The organism is Corynebacterium sp. S5S1, assembly GCF_001913985.1.
Classification (GTDB): Bacteria; Actinomycetota; Actinomycetes; order Mycobacteriales; family Mycobacteriaceae; genus Corynebacterium; species Corynebacterium marquesiae.
Genome location: NZ_MKXT01000021.1, coordinates 1 through 14,034, shown reverse-complemented (window position 1 = coordinate 14,034; position 14,034 = coordinate 1). Strand labels below are relative to the sequence as shown.

The following is a 14,034-nucleotide window of genomic DNA, read 5'->3' as shown; positions in this document are numbered from 1 at the left end:
CCTCCGCAACAAGAAAAAGGAGAGGAACTAATGTTCCTCTCCTTTATATTGTGGAGCTAACGGGATTCGAACCCGTGACCCCCACACTGCCAGTGTGGTGCGCTACCAGCTGCGCCATAGCCCCTCAAACGAGGTGCAACCCTGTGGGCTGCAACTCGCTTAAATATACATGGAGGGTATTTAACTCTCCAAATCGCCTGCTACTGGGTGACGAGTTCTACCCAGTCACCAATGCTCTTGCCGTCCTTTTCCTGCTCCTCAGATGGAACGTCCTTGCCGTCCTTGATAATGCGCGGCGAGGAGACAGAGCCGGTCTCTTTTTCCAACTTGTCGTAGTTGGTCTTCGCCACCTTATTGCCCTGCTTGATATCCACATCCTTAATGGAATCAACGACATCATCGTCCGCACCAAACTCCTTGGCGGCGTCAGCGATGTCCTTAATGTCCCACGAAGTAGCTACCTTTTGCTGGTTCTGCAGCATGTAGTCGCGCAGGTTCCAATAGGTTTTGATATCACCGGACTTGGCCAGCTCGGACATTGCGGCTGCTGCCTTAGTGGAGTAGCCCGCCTGGTTCTCAATATCCTTGCCATCCAAGAAGTTGAGGGTACGCACGTGGACGATCAGCTTGCCGTCTTCGATGGCCTTCTGCATGTCACCGTCGGTTGCCTCAGCCAGTTCGGCACAGTGCGGGCAGGCGAAGTCTTCATAGAGATCCACCTCAGGGGTGCCCTTCTTAGCGCTCTCAGACTTGAGGGTGATAGCGCCGTCGTTGTACTCCATGGACATATTCACGTCCTTGGCTTCAAGGGCATCGACGGAATCCGTGGACGACTGCTTGCCATTCCACACGATGTAGCCAATAACAACGGCAATGATGACGAGGAGTACGCCGACTCCCCAGATAAAACCGTTGCCACCCTTGGCGTTAGGGTCAGTTACTTTGCTCATTTGAACCTTGCCTTTAAAAATCTTCGGACCAATTCAGCCTACCTTGCCCACCGTTTAAGGGTGAAGGGCAAGCTTGGTGAAGGGGCGCTTGATGGTCCATAGGGTCAGGAATAGATATGCGGCGTCGCGCAACAGCGTCTTCGCATAGTCCATCCCTCGGTCGGGATTTTGGGCGTCGTAGCCAAAGCAGCCACAGTCAATATCTAGTCCGCGGGCCCATGCCTGTGCGATGCCCACCATGAAGAGCAGCAACACGCAGGTAGCCACGATGGAGGACTGGCGCAGGAATAGCCCGAGCAGCAACAACACGCCGCCGATGATTTCGAGCGGACCGATGACAATGGCGAGGTAGCCAGCCCAATCGGGAGTAAAGATGTCATAGCCCTTGATGGCCTGGGTCATGTCTAAAGTTTTGCCGAGCTTGTGCACGCCGGCGTCAATCCACACCCAGGCCATATAGAAGCGGGCGATGAAGCTGATGACATCGAGGACCAGCTTCCCATTAATCTTGTTACTCACGAGGTTAAGTGTAGCGTTAAACCCCTAATACATGGGAAACAACTGCCTGTGCTTCTGCTTGCACCTGCTTGAGATGTTCCTCACCCAAGAAAGATTCGGCATAGATTTTGTACTTATCTTCAGTGCCGGAAGGACGAGCGGCGAACCAGGCATTTTCCGTCGCTACCTTCAGGCCGCCAATAGCCGCACCGTTGCCGGGCGCCTCCGTCAGCTTGGCTACGATTTCCTCGCCCGCCAGTTCCGTGGCGGAAACTTTTTCAGGAGACAGCTTCTTAAGAATGGCCTTCTGCTCGCGGTTCGCGGGGGCGTCGGTGCGAGCATAGGCTGGGGTGCCAAATTTCTCCGCCAGTTCTGCGTAGCGCTGGGACGGAGTCTTGCCGGTGACGGCGGTAATCTCCGCGGCGAGCAGGTCCATAATGATGCCGTCCTTATCGGTGGACCACACGGAGCCATCGAAGCGCAGGAAAGACGCCCCGGCGGATTCCTCACCACCGAAACCAATGGCGCCTTCGACCAATCCCGGCACAAACCACTTGAAGCCGACGGGAACTTCCACCAATTCGCGACCCAAGCTTTCCACCACGCGGTCAATCATGGTGGAGGACACCAGGGTCTTTCCCACACCGGCATTTCCCCACTGCGGGCGGTGACTAAAGAGGTACTCGATAGCCACGGCAAGGTAGTGATTGGGGTTCATCAGGCCGGCATCGGGAGTGACAATGCCATGGCGGTCCGCATCGGCGTCGTTGCCGGTGGCAAGGTCGAACTTAGAGCGGGCGTCGATAAGCGAGGCCATAGCATCCGGCGAGGAACAATCCATGCGGATCTTGCCGTCCGTATCCAAGGTCATAAAGCGGAAAGTGGAATCCACCTCTGGATTCACCACGGTCATGTTGAGCTCGTAGTGGTCAGCGATGGCCTGCCAATAATCCACGGAGGCGCCACCCATGGGATCAGCGCCGATGCGCAGGCCGGAATCTTTAATGGCCTGCATATCCACCACATTCTTAAGGTCAGCCACGTAGTTGTGCACGTAGTCGTGCTTCACGCAGCGCTCGTCCAGCACGCCCGCGACAGATGTCCGCTTCACGCCTTCCAGCCCGGCGCGCAGGTACTCGTTCGCGCGGCCAGCAATCCAATCGGTGGCCTGAGCATCGGCCGGTCCACCGGTAGGCGGGTTGTATTTGAAGCCGCCATCGCGGGGAGGATTATGGGACGGGGTAATCACAATGCCATCGGTGCCAGGGTGGGTCAGGATGGCATGGGAGACCGCCGGGGTCGGCGTGTAGCGGCCGCGCTCATCGACGCGAACCTCCACCCCATTGGCCAGCAGCACCTCAAGGGCGGAGACCATGGCAGGTTCGGACAGCGCGTGGGTATCTCGGCCGATGAAAATCGCCCCAGCAATGCCTTGTTCCGCGCGGTAATCCACAATGGCTTGGGTAATCGCTAGGATATGAGCCTCATTAAAGGCTCGATCCAGCGCGGAGCCGCGGTGGCCTGAGGTACCGAAGGACACCTGCTGATCCGGGTTATCGGCGTCCGGGGTGCGGGTGTAGTAGGCGGTGACCAATTCTGCGATATCAATAAGATCCGTGGGCTGTGCCAGCGTGCCGGCGCGCTCGTGGGCCATGGCGTGCTCCTTAGAAGTGGGGACGACGTATATATCCAGCTTGCCTGCTCTCCCGTGGTTGCGCAGGACGAATATTCCCCCGGCTGGGGGTATGGGCAAATTTACTCCATTTCTATAGTTCGCTAGATTTACAGAATGGACTCGCTTAATTCCATCCTCTCCGCCATCAGCACTGTGGTGTGGGGACCGTTCATCCTCATTCCCCTCCTGTTGGGCACCGGCCTGTGGCTGACCATTCGTTTGGGAGGACTCCAATTCCGAGCGCTGGGCCGCGCGATGCGTCACATCTTTGCCACAGACTCTGACGATGAGTCCACCGAGGGTGATATTTCCAATTATCAGGCGCTGACCACCGCCCTTGCCGCGACCGTAGGCGTGGGAAATATCGTAGGTGTGGCCACTGCACTGTCCATCGGCGGCCCTGGCGCACTGGTATGGATCTGGATTACTGGCCTCGTAGGCATGGCTTCCAAGTACACCGAGGCCTACCTGGGCGTGCGTTTTCGCACCACGGATTCCAAGGGCGAGATGTCCGGTGGGCCGCAGCAGTACCTGAAGCGTGGCATCCCCGGACCACTCGGATCGGTACTAGCCGTATTCTTTGCCATCTTTGCAATTTGCGCGTCCTTTGGCATCGGCAACCTCGCCCAAGCCAATGCTGTGGCCACCAATATGGAATCGACGTTCGGCATCGCCCCGGCGGCCACCGGCGCGATCCTCTTCGTCCTGGTGGGCTCCGTGCTCCTTGGTGGAATCCAGGCCATTGGGCGCATTACCGCCGCCTTCGTCCCGTTGATGATCATCGTCTACGTCCTGGGCGGACTCTATGTGATCTTCTCGCACGCCACGGAGATCCCCGCAGCCTTCGCCATGATCTTCAGCGATGCCTTCACCGGCACCGCCGCAGGTGGCGGGTTCGTGGGCTCCACCATCATGATGGCCATTCAATACGGTGTGGCCCGCGGCATTTTCTCCAATGAGTCCGGCATGGGCTCCGCCGCCATCGCCGCCGCGGCCGCCAAAACCCCGCACCCAGCGCGCCAGGGGTTGGTATCGATGACCCAGACCTTCATCGATACCATCATCGTGGTCACCATCACCGGCTTGGTCATTGTTGTAGGCGGCACCTGGGATATGGGACGCGACGAGGCCGGAATCATGACGGCCGAGGCCTTCTCCCGCGTACTGCCGGGAGATTGGGGCGGCACCATCGTTTCACTCTCCATTATTTTCTTTGCCTTTTCCACCATCATGGCTTGGGCGTATTACGGCGAGCGTTCCCTGGAATCCCTGTGCGGGCGCAAAGCTTCCATCCCCTACCGCATGTTCTTTGCCTGTCTCCTTTTTGTCGGCTCCGTCTCGGAACTCGAGCTCGCTTGGACCTTCTCCGATCTGGCTAACGGTCTCATCGCCATCCCGAACCTCATTGGCTTGCTCCTCCTCTCCGGCCTTGTGGCCCGCGAAACCAAGGCCTACCTAGCCTTCGACCCCAAGCTCAACAAGCCAGTGGATGAGGTGCGCGTGTTCGTAGAGTCCCAAGGGATGAACTGGAAGTAACATAGGCCGCATGCCTCAATTCCTCGTCGTGGGTGCTGGCGCTGCGCTCGGCGCGGTGGCCAGGTACCTCCTCTCCGCCGCGCTCGGCGGCGGTATGCTCCCGCTGCTCCTTATCAATGTCCTCGGCAGTGCCCTAATGGGATATTTCCGCCCCAGCCCATTTTGGGGCACCGGCGTGCTCGGCGGTTTCACTAGCTTTGCCACCTTCGCTTTCCTGACTTCCGAGGCCCATTGGACCATCGCTTTAGCCTATGCCCTAGCCACCATTGGCGGCTGCGTGGGCGGCTACCTGGCAGGTGACAAGCTGCGATGAATCTTCTGTGCGTCCTTCTCGGCGGCTTCATCGGCGGTAGCCTGCGCTATGGCTTTACCCGGCTTGTGCCCGCCCCCTACTGCACCTTCGTGGCGAATATTTTGGGCTCCCTAGCCCTTGGCCTGGCCTATGGTTTCGCCCAGCTTGCCGACGCCCCCCTTATCCACCCCTTCCTCGCCCTCGGCCTAGCCGGCGGCCTGTCCACCTGGTCCACATTGGCGAAAGAACTGGGAGAAATGATCAAACGCAAGCAGTGGTGGCGGCTTAGCAAATATCTCTTCTGGACCATCGGCCTCGGCATCGTTTTAGCCTGGCGCGGCACCATCTGGGCGGCACGCATTTATCACGGGTTTTAAGGGTAAACTCCCAGCTAACTGGCAGTTACTTTTGGCTTGCTCAAGCTTAATATTTTCCGCGTGAGTTTCCTTTTGAATCTGCCTTTGGCGGATCCCATCAATGGAGTGATCTTCTACGCCATCCTCGCGATTGCGGGCATTATCATTCTCCTCCAACGCAAGGTATGGCCGCTGGTCATCGCGGCCCTGCTGTGCGTCATCGCTTGGTACTTTCTCCGGCACTGGCAAGTGCCGTGGTACATCTTCCTCGCAGCTTTCATCCCCGTAGCGGCAGTGGTGCGCAAACCCAAGATTGTCACGGTCACCGCCGGAATCTTTTCCCTTTTGGCTATGGTCGGCATCGTCAACATGGAGTACCAAACCTATCCAGATATTGCGTCCCTTGACCCGCGCCCTGTGGCAAAGGAAATGAACTACGAAGAGTTTTCCCACACCAAATCTGGTGCAGCCATCGTCCATGTCGATCTTCCCGGCACCACCTCCCATTTCTCCGCCCGCCAAGCTACGGCATATATCCCGCCTGCATACTGGACGGACCACACCCTGCCCGTCATCGTCCTCCTGCACGGCAACCCGGGCGGCCCGGAGCAGTGGTTCGGTTCAGGAGAGGCTGCCGAAACCGCGGACCAATTCCAGGCGGCGAATGGAGGCCGCAGCCCCATCGTCGTTGCCGTAGACGCCACCGGCTCTGAAACCGCCAATCCCATTTGCGCCGATAGCTCCCAGGCCAGGGTAATGACCTACCTCAGCCAGGACGTACCACAAGCCATTAAGCAAAAATTCAAAGTCAACCCGGATCAGCGCACTTGGACCGTGGGCGGATTAAGCTACGGCGGCACCTGCTCCCTGCAGATCGCTACCAACCGCCCTGAAGCCTATGGTTCCATCATCGACATTTCCGGCGAAGCCGAGCCCACCATTGGCAACCACGCGGCAACAGTGAAGAAATTCTTCGCTGGCGACGAGTCCGCCTTCAATGACCAGGATCCCTCCCACTTGCTCGCCCACAAGCGCTACTCCGCCCAGGCCATCTTCATCGCTGGCGATAAGGACACAGCTTCCGTCAACGCCCTGCGCTCGCTTTCCGACGCCGCCCGCAACGCTGGCATGAAAACATACTTCGGCACCCGCCCCGGCGGCCACTCCTTTCAGGTGTGGCGCCCAGCTCTGCGCGAATCTTTCGCTTGGGCCGCCCGTCGCGGTGGCATGACAGCGATTAAGGATCCCTTCGACGGAATTGGAGCCAACGATGTCCGTTCTTAAAACCATCCTGACCAGGTTTCCTGTTTCCCTGTCCATCTTAGTCATCATGTGGGCGCTCCACCTAGTGGACTTCCCCACCTCCCACTGGCTGGCGCTGACTACCGCGCACCCCGGCGGCGCCATTATCTTGTCAGCGCTCATCGTGCTATGGCTCGTACCCGCAGAATGGCGCTTGGGGTCCTTGCGTACATTGGCGGTAGGAGTTGTCTCCCAGCTCATCAGCGTCCCACTGTCCATCGTCCTTGCCCGCGGCATTGAGACCGTAGGCCTAAATCGATGGGGAAATGACTTATTGAGCGATACCTTCCTCACCCCTATCGGCTTCATCGCCGGTGCCGCCGGTTTTGCCTCCGCTTTACTCCCCCGCTTATGGCGCCGCCGTCTGCGCGTTTCGCTTATCGTGCTTACCACCACTTTTGTGTTCTATTCCGGCACCATGTCAGACGTTCTCGGCATCGTCGCCGCCACTCTTTCTATTACGGCTGGCCAATTACTCTTTAAGCCCGAATCCGCACCACCTTCCATCAGGGAGCATCGCGTGCTCCTCGCCGTCGGTGTCGCCTGCGTAGCCATTGGCCCCGCCTTCGTGGCACTCGACCCCATGGCCGAAGGTCCTTTCTCCCAAATCACACAGCTCCTGTGGGCGCCACACCTTTCTGCTCTGGAGGCGACCCAAGTCTGCACAGATTCGCTAACTTCTACCAGCTGCACCGCAGCAGTCGATCTTGCCCGTGCCCAAGGCATCGGCGCCTTGGTAGCCAATATCATGCCGTTCATCATCCAGCTGGTGGTGTGCTTTGGTCTCATGCGCGGCCGCGTGCTCGCGTGGTGGATGGCGGTTATCACTCAAATACTGGCCATCGCCTTGCTGACCTACCAGCTTTGGGACGATTCCCGCCTGAGCTACCTTCTGCCCAACCTCGTGCTCGTCATCCTGCCCTGGCTCTTGGCACTGTTCATGCTGCTTATCAATCGTTCGCTCTTCCGGATCCGGGAAAACCCCACGTTTTTCACCCGCACTATTGCCTTCGCTATACTTGCCGCCGCTCTCGGTGCGGGCTTGTGGATCCTTACCGCCTCGTTGCACAACACCGTTCCCCCAGCGAATCTTGCCGACATCCTCGCAGAAACCCCATTGCGTTTCGTTCCGGCCGTCGTTGCGTTTATCCTCCCCCACCACGTCGCGCCGGCAACGATGTTTTCCTGGTTCATCTACCTATGGGTTGGAAACGCCTTCTGGATGCTTCTGGCAGTCCGGCTCTACCTCGGCTTTTCTCGCCCTGTTAACCCTGCACTAGAGTCCGACCGCGGCACCGCGCGGCGCTTACTCGAAGCCGGTACCGGTGATCATCTTTCCTTTATGACGCTGTGGAAATCCAACCGGTACTTCTTCCACGGCGACTCCTATGTGGCGTATCGAGTCTCCAATGGCATCGCCCTCACGCTGGGCGCCCCCGTCGGCCGCGATATCAGCGCTGAGTTCGAGCGCTTTGCTACCGAACAAGGCTGGGCCGTGGCGTGGTATTCCGTCAACGCGCAGTTCGCCGATGCTCACCCGCAGTTCAAACGCCTTCAAGTTGCAGAAGAAGCAGTCCTCAACTGCGAGTCCGTGGAATTCAAAGGAAAGAAATTCCAAAATGTGCGCACTGCACGAAATAAAGCCGAGAAAGAAGGGATTAGCACTCGGTGGACCACCTGGGAGGAGCTAGATATTACCTCTATCGCCCGCATTAGCGCACTAAGCGAGGACTGGGTCTCCGACAAGGCCCTGCCCGAGATGGGCTTCACCCTCGGCGGCTTAGAAGAAATGATGGTGAACGGCACCCGGGTTTTGCTCGCTGAGTCCGCCGATGGCACTTTGCATGGTGTGACCAGTTGGATGCCGGTATACGAAGATGGTGCTATTGCCGGCTACGTTCTCGACGTCATGCGCCGCAACGAGCACGGCTTTAAGGGAGTAATTGAGCTCCTCATCTCAGAGGCTATGCTCATTGCCCAGTCCGAAGGCCTTGCCTGGATCTCCTTGTCCGGTGCGCCTTTGGCCGGACAGCCAGACGATCCTAGCTGGCTCGACGTCGCCCTCAATCGCATTGGAGAAGAAGTCGAACCGCTCTACGGCTTCCGCACCCTCGCGGCCAGCAAGCGCAAATTTCAGCCCGAAGAGCACCCGTGGTACCTGTGCTATCACGATGAATTGAAGCTTCCTGCCATCGCGCTGGCCACCATGCACGCCTACCTGCCCGAGATGAAGACCAAGGATGCAATATCGGCGTTCAAAGCGTGGATGGCCGCATAAAAAGCAATAAGGCCTTCCCTCGTCGTGTGATGAGGGGAGGCCTTAGACTATGCAGCTAGTCAGCGATTGCTTCTAATGGCGGCGTCTTCGCCGCGCGGTGCGACGGCCATACTGCCGCGATAATGCCGACGATGGCGGAGCCCACAAGCATAATGAGCACCATCGCCCACGGAATCTGCGCAGAGTCCAACCCCTCATCGCCGAGGATCTCAATGAAGGACCAGCCCAAGCCGAGACCAATGAGGATGCCCATCACCGCGCCAAAGAGCGCGATCTGCACGGACTCCAGGGTAATCATCGTGCGGATCTGGCGGCGTTGCGTACCCACGGCACGCAACATGCCGATCTCCTGGCGGCGCTCAATAACACCCAGGGTCAAGGTATTGACAATTCCCAGCACGGCAATAATCACCGCAAGGGCAAGCAGGCCATACAGGATGGAAAGCATCTGGTCGATAAAGCCAGCCGCCTGGCCGGCATACTCCTCACCAGAATTAACCTGAACCACGACCAAATCCTTGACCGCATCCTCCAGATTATGGCGCAGTTCTTCCTTGTCATAGCCTTCTTGGCCCAAGACGCCCACCATTTGGACGGTAAAGGACCTCTCCGGCGCAACCTTCTCAGCCACATCCTGCGAGAGCACCATGTTCTGCACTACATCGGTGGGCTTAAAGGTACCGACCAGCTTCGCCTCGGCCTTCTTGTCCTTTTCCGCAGAAGTAACCTTGTAGGTCTCTCCTACCTTCCAGCCGTGTTCCTTGGCAAAGTCCTCGGTAGCAATGAAGCCCTTCTCCAAGTTGGCATCACCCTCGACCATATCGAGCGCAATCATCGACGACGGATCTCCATCCGCAGTCATCGTTTGCTGGAATTGTGGACCATAATCCATCGATGCCTGACCATCGACGGCCACCGGAGCCATACCGACGGTAATCACCTTATCGACGCCCTCGGCCTCCGCCGCGCGTTTACCCGTGTCCTTCGGCGTCGGGAACTCACCAGAGCTAGGACCGGAAAGCAGGTAATCAGAGGTGATGTTTTGCTCCACGGTATCGGCCACGGAGGACTTCATAGTTGCGCCCAGCATGCCAATAGCGGTCACTAGGGCCACACCCAAAGTCAGCGCGAAGGCAGTGGCGGCGGTGCGGCGCGGATTGCGACGAGAGTTGGTAGCCGCCAACGAACCGATGGCGCCGAACGGCTTACCGATTGCCTTGCCCACCGTCGGCACCAAAGGCAGCGACAAAGCAGGGCCGACTAGGAAGAATCCCACGATGACACCGAATGCGCCGACGCCGACGAGGATGGCGCGGACGTTCGTCTCGCCGTCGGAAAGCACGCCTGCCAACGCCGCAACAATACCCACCAGCAAGATAATGGCACCGAAAATCGTGCGTACCTTCAGGGAAGTTCCGGAAGCAGATTCGGTAGTGCGCATTGCCTCAACCGGCTGCACGCGGCCCGCGCGCCGTGCCGGCGCCCACGCAGATACAACCGTCACGATAGTGCCCAAAATGATTGGAACTACGATTGCCGAAACGCTCAGGCCCAAGCCGCCATCGAGAGGCATTCCCTGCGCGCTCATGACTGCCTTAATGATTGCGACCAACCCCATACCAGCAACTACGCCAACTATGGACCCCAGAACACCAACGATGGCGGACTCCACCACCACCGAGTTTGTGATCTGGCGACGGGAAGCACCCAGCGCACGCAAGAGAGCAAACTCCTTGGTGCGCTGTGCGACAATCATCGAGAAAGTATTTGCAATGATGAAGGTGCCCACCAGCAGCGCAATTAGGCCGAACGCGATGAGGAAGTAATTGATGAACTTCAAAGCAGAAGACATCATCTCCGAGGTCTCCTCAGCCAGGCGCTCACCCGACTCCGCTTCGACTTCATACTTCTCATTCAGGTGGTCCACCAAGGCATTCGCATCCACTCCATCGGCTGCAGAAACCTTGAGCTGGCTCGGCTCACCGTAGCGCTCCAGGTAATCCTTTTCAGCCATGCTCAGCACGATGCTCTCGCCCTGGTCGACCGCGGGCTCCGAGATGCCAGAAACCGTCACCGTATCCTGCTCATCAGGGTGAACCACAGTCAGCTTCTGGCCCACGGAAATGTCGTATTTGTCGGCCGCGGAAGAGTTGACGAGGACCTCGTTCTTACCGCTAGGCTCCTCGCCCTCCTTCAGCTCATCGGCGCCACCAACGACCTTGTCTTCTGGGTAGAACGGGACAACGCTGGCCGTGCCGCCCTGGGTTTGATAGGCCTCCGAGTTCTCATCGGCCGCGACAACGGTCTCCGTATCCGCGATATTGATGTTCTTGACATCCTTATCGTCGGCCAACTTTTGGCGCAACTTGTCATCCAGTTTCGCGCCATTGTCGTCCTTTTGGCTCACCACTGCATCCACGCCGCGGAACTGATTATCCACGGCGGAGTCAAACGTAGACTTCAGCGAATTGGTAAACATAAACGAGCCGGCAATAAACGCGGTGCCCAAAACCACCGCAAGAATCGTCAGCCCAAGGCGCAACTTATGCGCCACAATATTACGCAGAGATACTCTGCGCATTGCGTTTCCGCGTGCCATTTAGCCCTCAATCTCCGCCATTACCTGGTGAATGGCCTCCATCGTCGGATTGTGCAACTCATTCACAAGCTTGCCGTCAGCAAGGAAAACCACCCGGTCCGCATACGAGGCGGCCTTGGCATCGTGCGTCACGATGACCACTGTTTGGCTGTCCTTATCCACCGCGGTTCGCAAAATGTCGAGCACCTCGGCCGAAGAATTCGAATCCAGGTTGCCCGTTGGCTCATCGCCGAAGATGATTTCCGGCCGAGAAACCAATGCACGAGCACAGGCCACGCGCTGCTGCTGTCCGCCAGACAATTCAGCTGGGCGATGTTCTAGGCGCTCCGCTAGGCCAAGGCGGCTAGTGACCTCCTCAAACCACTGCTTATCGACATCCTTACCCGCAATATCCGTAGGCAGCGTAATGTTTTCCGCCGCAGTCAGCGTGGGCACAAGGTTAAAGGACTGGAAAATAAAGCCCAGCCGGTCACGACGCAGCGACGTAATGTCTTTATCATTGAGCGCAGAAATATCGGTATCACCGATAAATGCTGATCCGGAGGTCGCTGAATCGAGACCAGCCATGGTGTGCATCAGCGTCGACTTACCGGAGCCGGATGGGCCCATGATCGCAGTGAATTCGTTCTTACCGAATTCAATGGATACATGATCAAGAGCGACGACAGCTGTGTCATCGCTTCCGTATTGCTTAAACAAGTCAACGGCGCGAGCCGCAGCATCAGTCATGAGACAAGTTCTCCTTGTAAATGGGAAATTACCTATTTAAGTCTAGCGACCGTGGTCTCCGGCCGACATCATCCCTGAGGAGGAAAACGGCATGCGAGAAGCCGGCACGACCATTCTCCTGGTCACACACCGCAGGCTCCGGTCTACTCCCTAGCCCTCCCTTCTCTGTGTTCTTTGTTGTTGTAGTGCGAGGTATTGGGCCCAGGTGTGGTTCCAGTGTGTGTGGTGTGTGGCTAGTGGTCCGGTGGGGTGGTCTAGTTGGTAGGTGCCGTCGTGGTGTAGCCAGGCGATGGTGCCGGTCATGGGGTCGAGGATGTAGTGGATTCTGCGGTCGGTTTTGATGTTGTGGTGGTGTTGGCAGAGGTTTATTAGATTGTCTGGGCTGGTTGGCCGTATTCGATGCGGTGGTCGAGTTGGCACCTAGTGGCGGGGACGGTGCAGCCAGGCCAGCGACAGGTGGCGTCTCTGCCTTGGGTGTATGCGCGGATGTCGATGCTGGGGGTGTAGGAGTCTACCTCGTCGGATTTAAGTCGGCGGATGAAAGTGTTGTCTGTAGGGGCATGGTCGAGGTTTATCCATCCGGCACCAGGGTGAAAGACCAGGTTGGTATCGGGGTTGGTGGTGAATGTGTTGATGGCAACACTGGTGTGGGTGTCTTCGAGGATCAGGTCAATGAGGCCTTGTGCGGCGGTGGTTGCGGCCTGATTGGTGTAGGCGTCGATGTGGCGGGCGATGATGGTGGCGGTGGCGCTATCGCAGGTAAGCGATAGTGTGGTGGTGTTATCCGGGTTGTAGTTGATGCGCAGTCGTGGGTGGGGTTGTTCTTCTTTGTCTTCGGGGCGCAGGTGGGTGTCGATGAAGGTGCGGATAAATCGGCGCAGATCAGCATCGGTGGGGACTGTTTGGTTGGGTGTGGTGGGGGTGAGGAAGTCTGCAAGTGCGGCGTCGATGGCTTCCAGATGCTCGGGGTTGTCTTCAAGCCTGTTGAGTTCGCGGTCGATGATGCGCAGCTTGTTAAGGTCTAGGATCCAGTGGTGGCCTTGTACTTCGGTGACTAGGGGCAGTTGGCGCATGCGGAAGTGTGCACGCAGAAAGCCTAGGAGTTTGGAGTAGGAAATGCCCAGGTCTTTGGCAAGGCTGGTGAGGCTTAAGTCGACGTCGTCGTCTAGTTGGGGGAGGATGGCGCGGTAGAGGAACCAGGTGGTTTTGCGTGTGTAGGTGCCGGCTTTGCCGATGTGGTTGCCGGGTGCGTTGGTGGTGTAGAACGCTTCAGGAACGTCTTGGTCGGCATCTGTGTCGTGTGCGTTTGCGGGGTGGTCACCTATGAGGAGGGTGTCTGGGTAGTCGAGGGTGGTATCTGGTTCGGGTGGGGTGAGTGTGGCAGTCATGGACGAGGCACTCCAGCAGAGAAGAACAGGGTTCGTATGTGTTTTCTAACGAGTGCCTTTATAATATCCCGGGTGGTGGACATGTACCTTGTGTGGGGGTGTTTATGTTCGAATAGGCTCCCCTAAAACCGCAGGGATCCCCAGAGTCGCACCACAACCAGCACCGGGGGTAAAAGCAAAGGTTTAGGGTTCGTCGCCTACTACACCCCGGCGGCACGCGGCTCGCTACGTGTTCCGTCGCGTGATGCTTGCTCCCGCAAAACGTGGAAAAAGGGAAGAGTACGGTGGGTGTTCCGTCCTCTTCCCTTCTTTTGGGTTATTGAATTATGTGTTTGTTGTTTGGTGTCGGCGGTGACTTACTCTCCCACAACCTCCCGGTTGCAGTACCATCAGCGTGTGCAGGCTTAGCTTCCGGGTTCGGAATGGGACCG

General features: G+C 57.8%; 11 protein-coding genes, 1 tRNA gene and 1 rRNA gene. 5 read left to right on the top strand and 8 right to left on the bottom strand.

Annotated features, from left to right (window positions below; genetic code table 11):
• Positions 1–51: 51 nt before the first annotated feature.
• From BKN05_RS08350 to pgm, 4 genes are all read right to left on the bottom strand, one after another.
• Positions 52–124, bottom strand: a tRNA-Ala gene (locus BKN05_RS08350).
• 76 nt (positions 125–200) lie between these two features.
• Positions 201–950, bottom strand: a complete 750-nt coding sequence (locus tag BKN05_RS08345) for a DsbA family protein (protein ID WP_286688417.1) — start codon at positions 948–950, stop codon at positions 201–203.
• A gap of 54 nt (positions 951–1,004) precedes the next feature.
• Entirely contained in the window at positions 1,005–1,469 is a 465-nt protein-coding gene (locus tag BKN05_RS08340; RefSeq protein ID WP_286688416.1) for a MauE/DoxX family redox-associated membrane protein, read from the bottom strand.
• A gap of 16 nt (positions 1,470–1,485) precedes the next feature.
• Positions 1,486–3,102 (bottom strand): phosphoglucomutase (alpha-D-glucose-1,6-bisphosphate-dependent), encoded by a 1,617-nt coding sequence (pgm, locus tag BKN05_RS08335; RefSeq protein ID WP_286688415.1) that lies wholly within the window; start codon positions 3,100–3,102, stop codon positions 1,486–1,488.
• A 135-nt stretch (positions 3,103–3,237) separates the two neighbouring features.
• Here pgm and BKN05_RS08330 point away from each other — a divergent pair, with 135 nt between their 5' ends.
• The 5 genes from BKN05_RS08330 to BKN05_RS08310 are packed head-to-tail and all read left to right on the top strand — an operon-like array spanning position 3,238 to position 8,887.
• Positions 3,238–4,659, top strand: coding sequence for an alanine/glycine:cation symporter family protein (locus BKN05_RS08330; RefSeq protein ID WP_286688414.1), 1,422 nt, complete (start codon positions 3,238–3,240; stop codon positions 4,657–4,659).
• 10 nt (positions 4,660–4,669) lie between these two features.
• Complete coding sequence (locus BKN05_RS08325; protein WP_049378430.1) at positions 4,670–4,972, top strand: fluoride efflux transporter family protein; 303 nt, start codon at positions 4,670–4,672, stop codon at positions 4,970–4,972.
• Positions 4,969–5,328, top strand: coding sequence for a fluoride efflux transporter FluC (locus BKN05_RS08320; protein ID WP_049378429.1), 360 nt, complete (start codon positions 4,969–4,971; stop codon positions 5,326–5,328). Before BKN05_RS08325 ends, BKN05_RS08320 begins: the two co-directional genes overlap by 4 nt.
• 60 nt (positions 5,329–5,388) lie before the next feature.
• Positions 5,389–6,591: an alpha/beta hydrolase gene (locus tag BKN05_RS08315; RefSeq protein WP_065422228.1), complete on the top strand. Its 1,203-nt coding sequence runs from the start codon at positions 5,389–5,391 to the stop codon at positions 6,589–6,591.
• Positions 6,578–8,887: a bifunctional lysylphosphatidylglycerol flippase/synthetase MprF gene (locus tag BKN05_RS08310; protein ID WP_286688413.1), complete on the top strand. Its 2,310-nt coding sequence runs from the start codon at positions 6,578–6,580 to the stop codon at positions 8,885–8,887. Before BKN05_RS08315 ends, BKN05_RS08310 begins: the two co-directional genes overlap by 14 nt.
• 55 nt (positions 8,888–8,942) lie before the next feature.
• Here BKN05_RS08310 and BKN05_RS08305 read toward each other — a convergent pair whose 3' ends face one another.
• The 4 genes from BKN05_RS08305 to rrf all read right to left on the bottom strand — a co-directional run.
• The gene (locus BKN05_RS08305; protein ID WP_286688412.1) at positions 8,943–11,486 is read right to left on the bottom strand and encodes an ABC transporter permease; all 2,544 of its coding nucleotides are present in this window, start codon (positions 11,484–11,486) and stop codon (positions 8,943–8,945) included.
• Complete coding sequence (locus BKN05_RS08300) at positions 11,487–12,215, bottom strand: ABC transporter ATP-binding protein (RefSeq protein ID WP_286688411.1); 729 nt, start codon at positions 12,213–12,215, stop codon at positions 11,487–11,489.
• A 368-nt stretch (positions 12,216–12,583) separates the two neighbouring features.
• Positions 12,584–13,603, bottom strand: coding sequence for an HNH endonuclease (locus tag BKN05_RS08295; RefSeq protein WP_286688410.1), 1,020 nt, complete (start codon positions 13,601–13,603; stop codon positions 12,584–12,586).
• 343 nt (positions 13,604–13,946) lie between these two features.
• Positions 13,947–14,034: ribosomal RNA gene (gene rrf / locus BKN05_RS08290) — 5S ribosomal RNA — on the bottom strand; the annotation flags it as partial.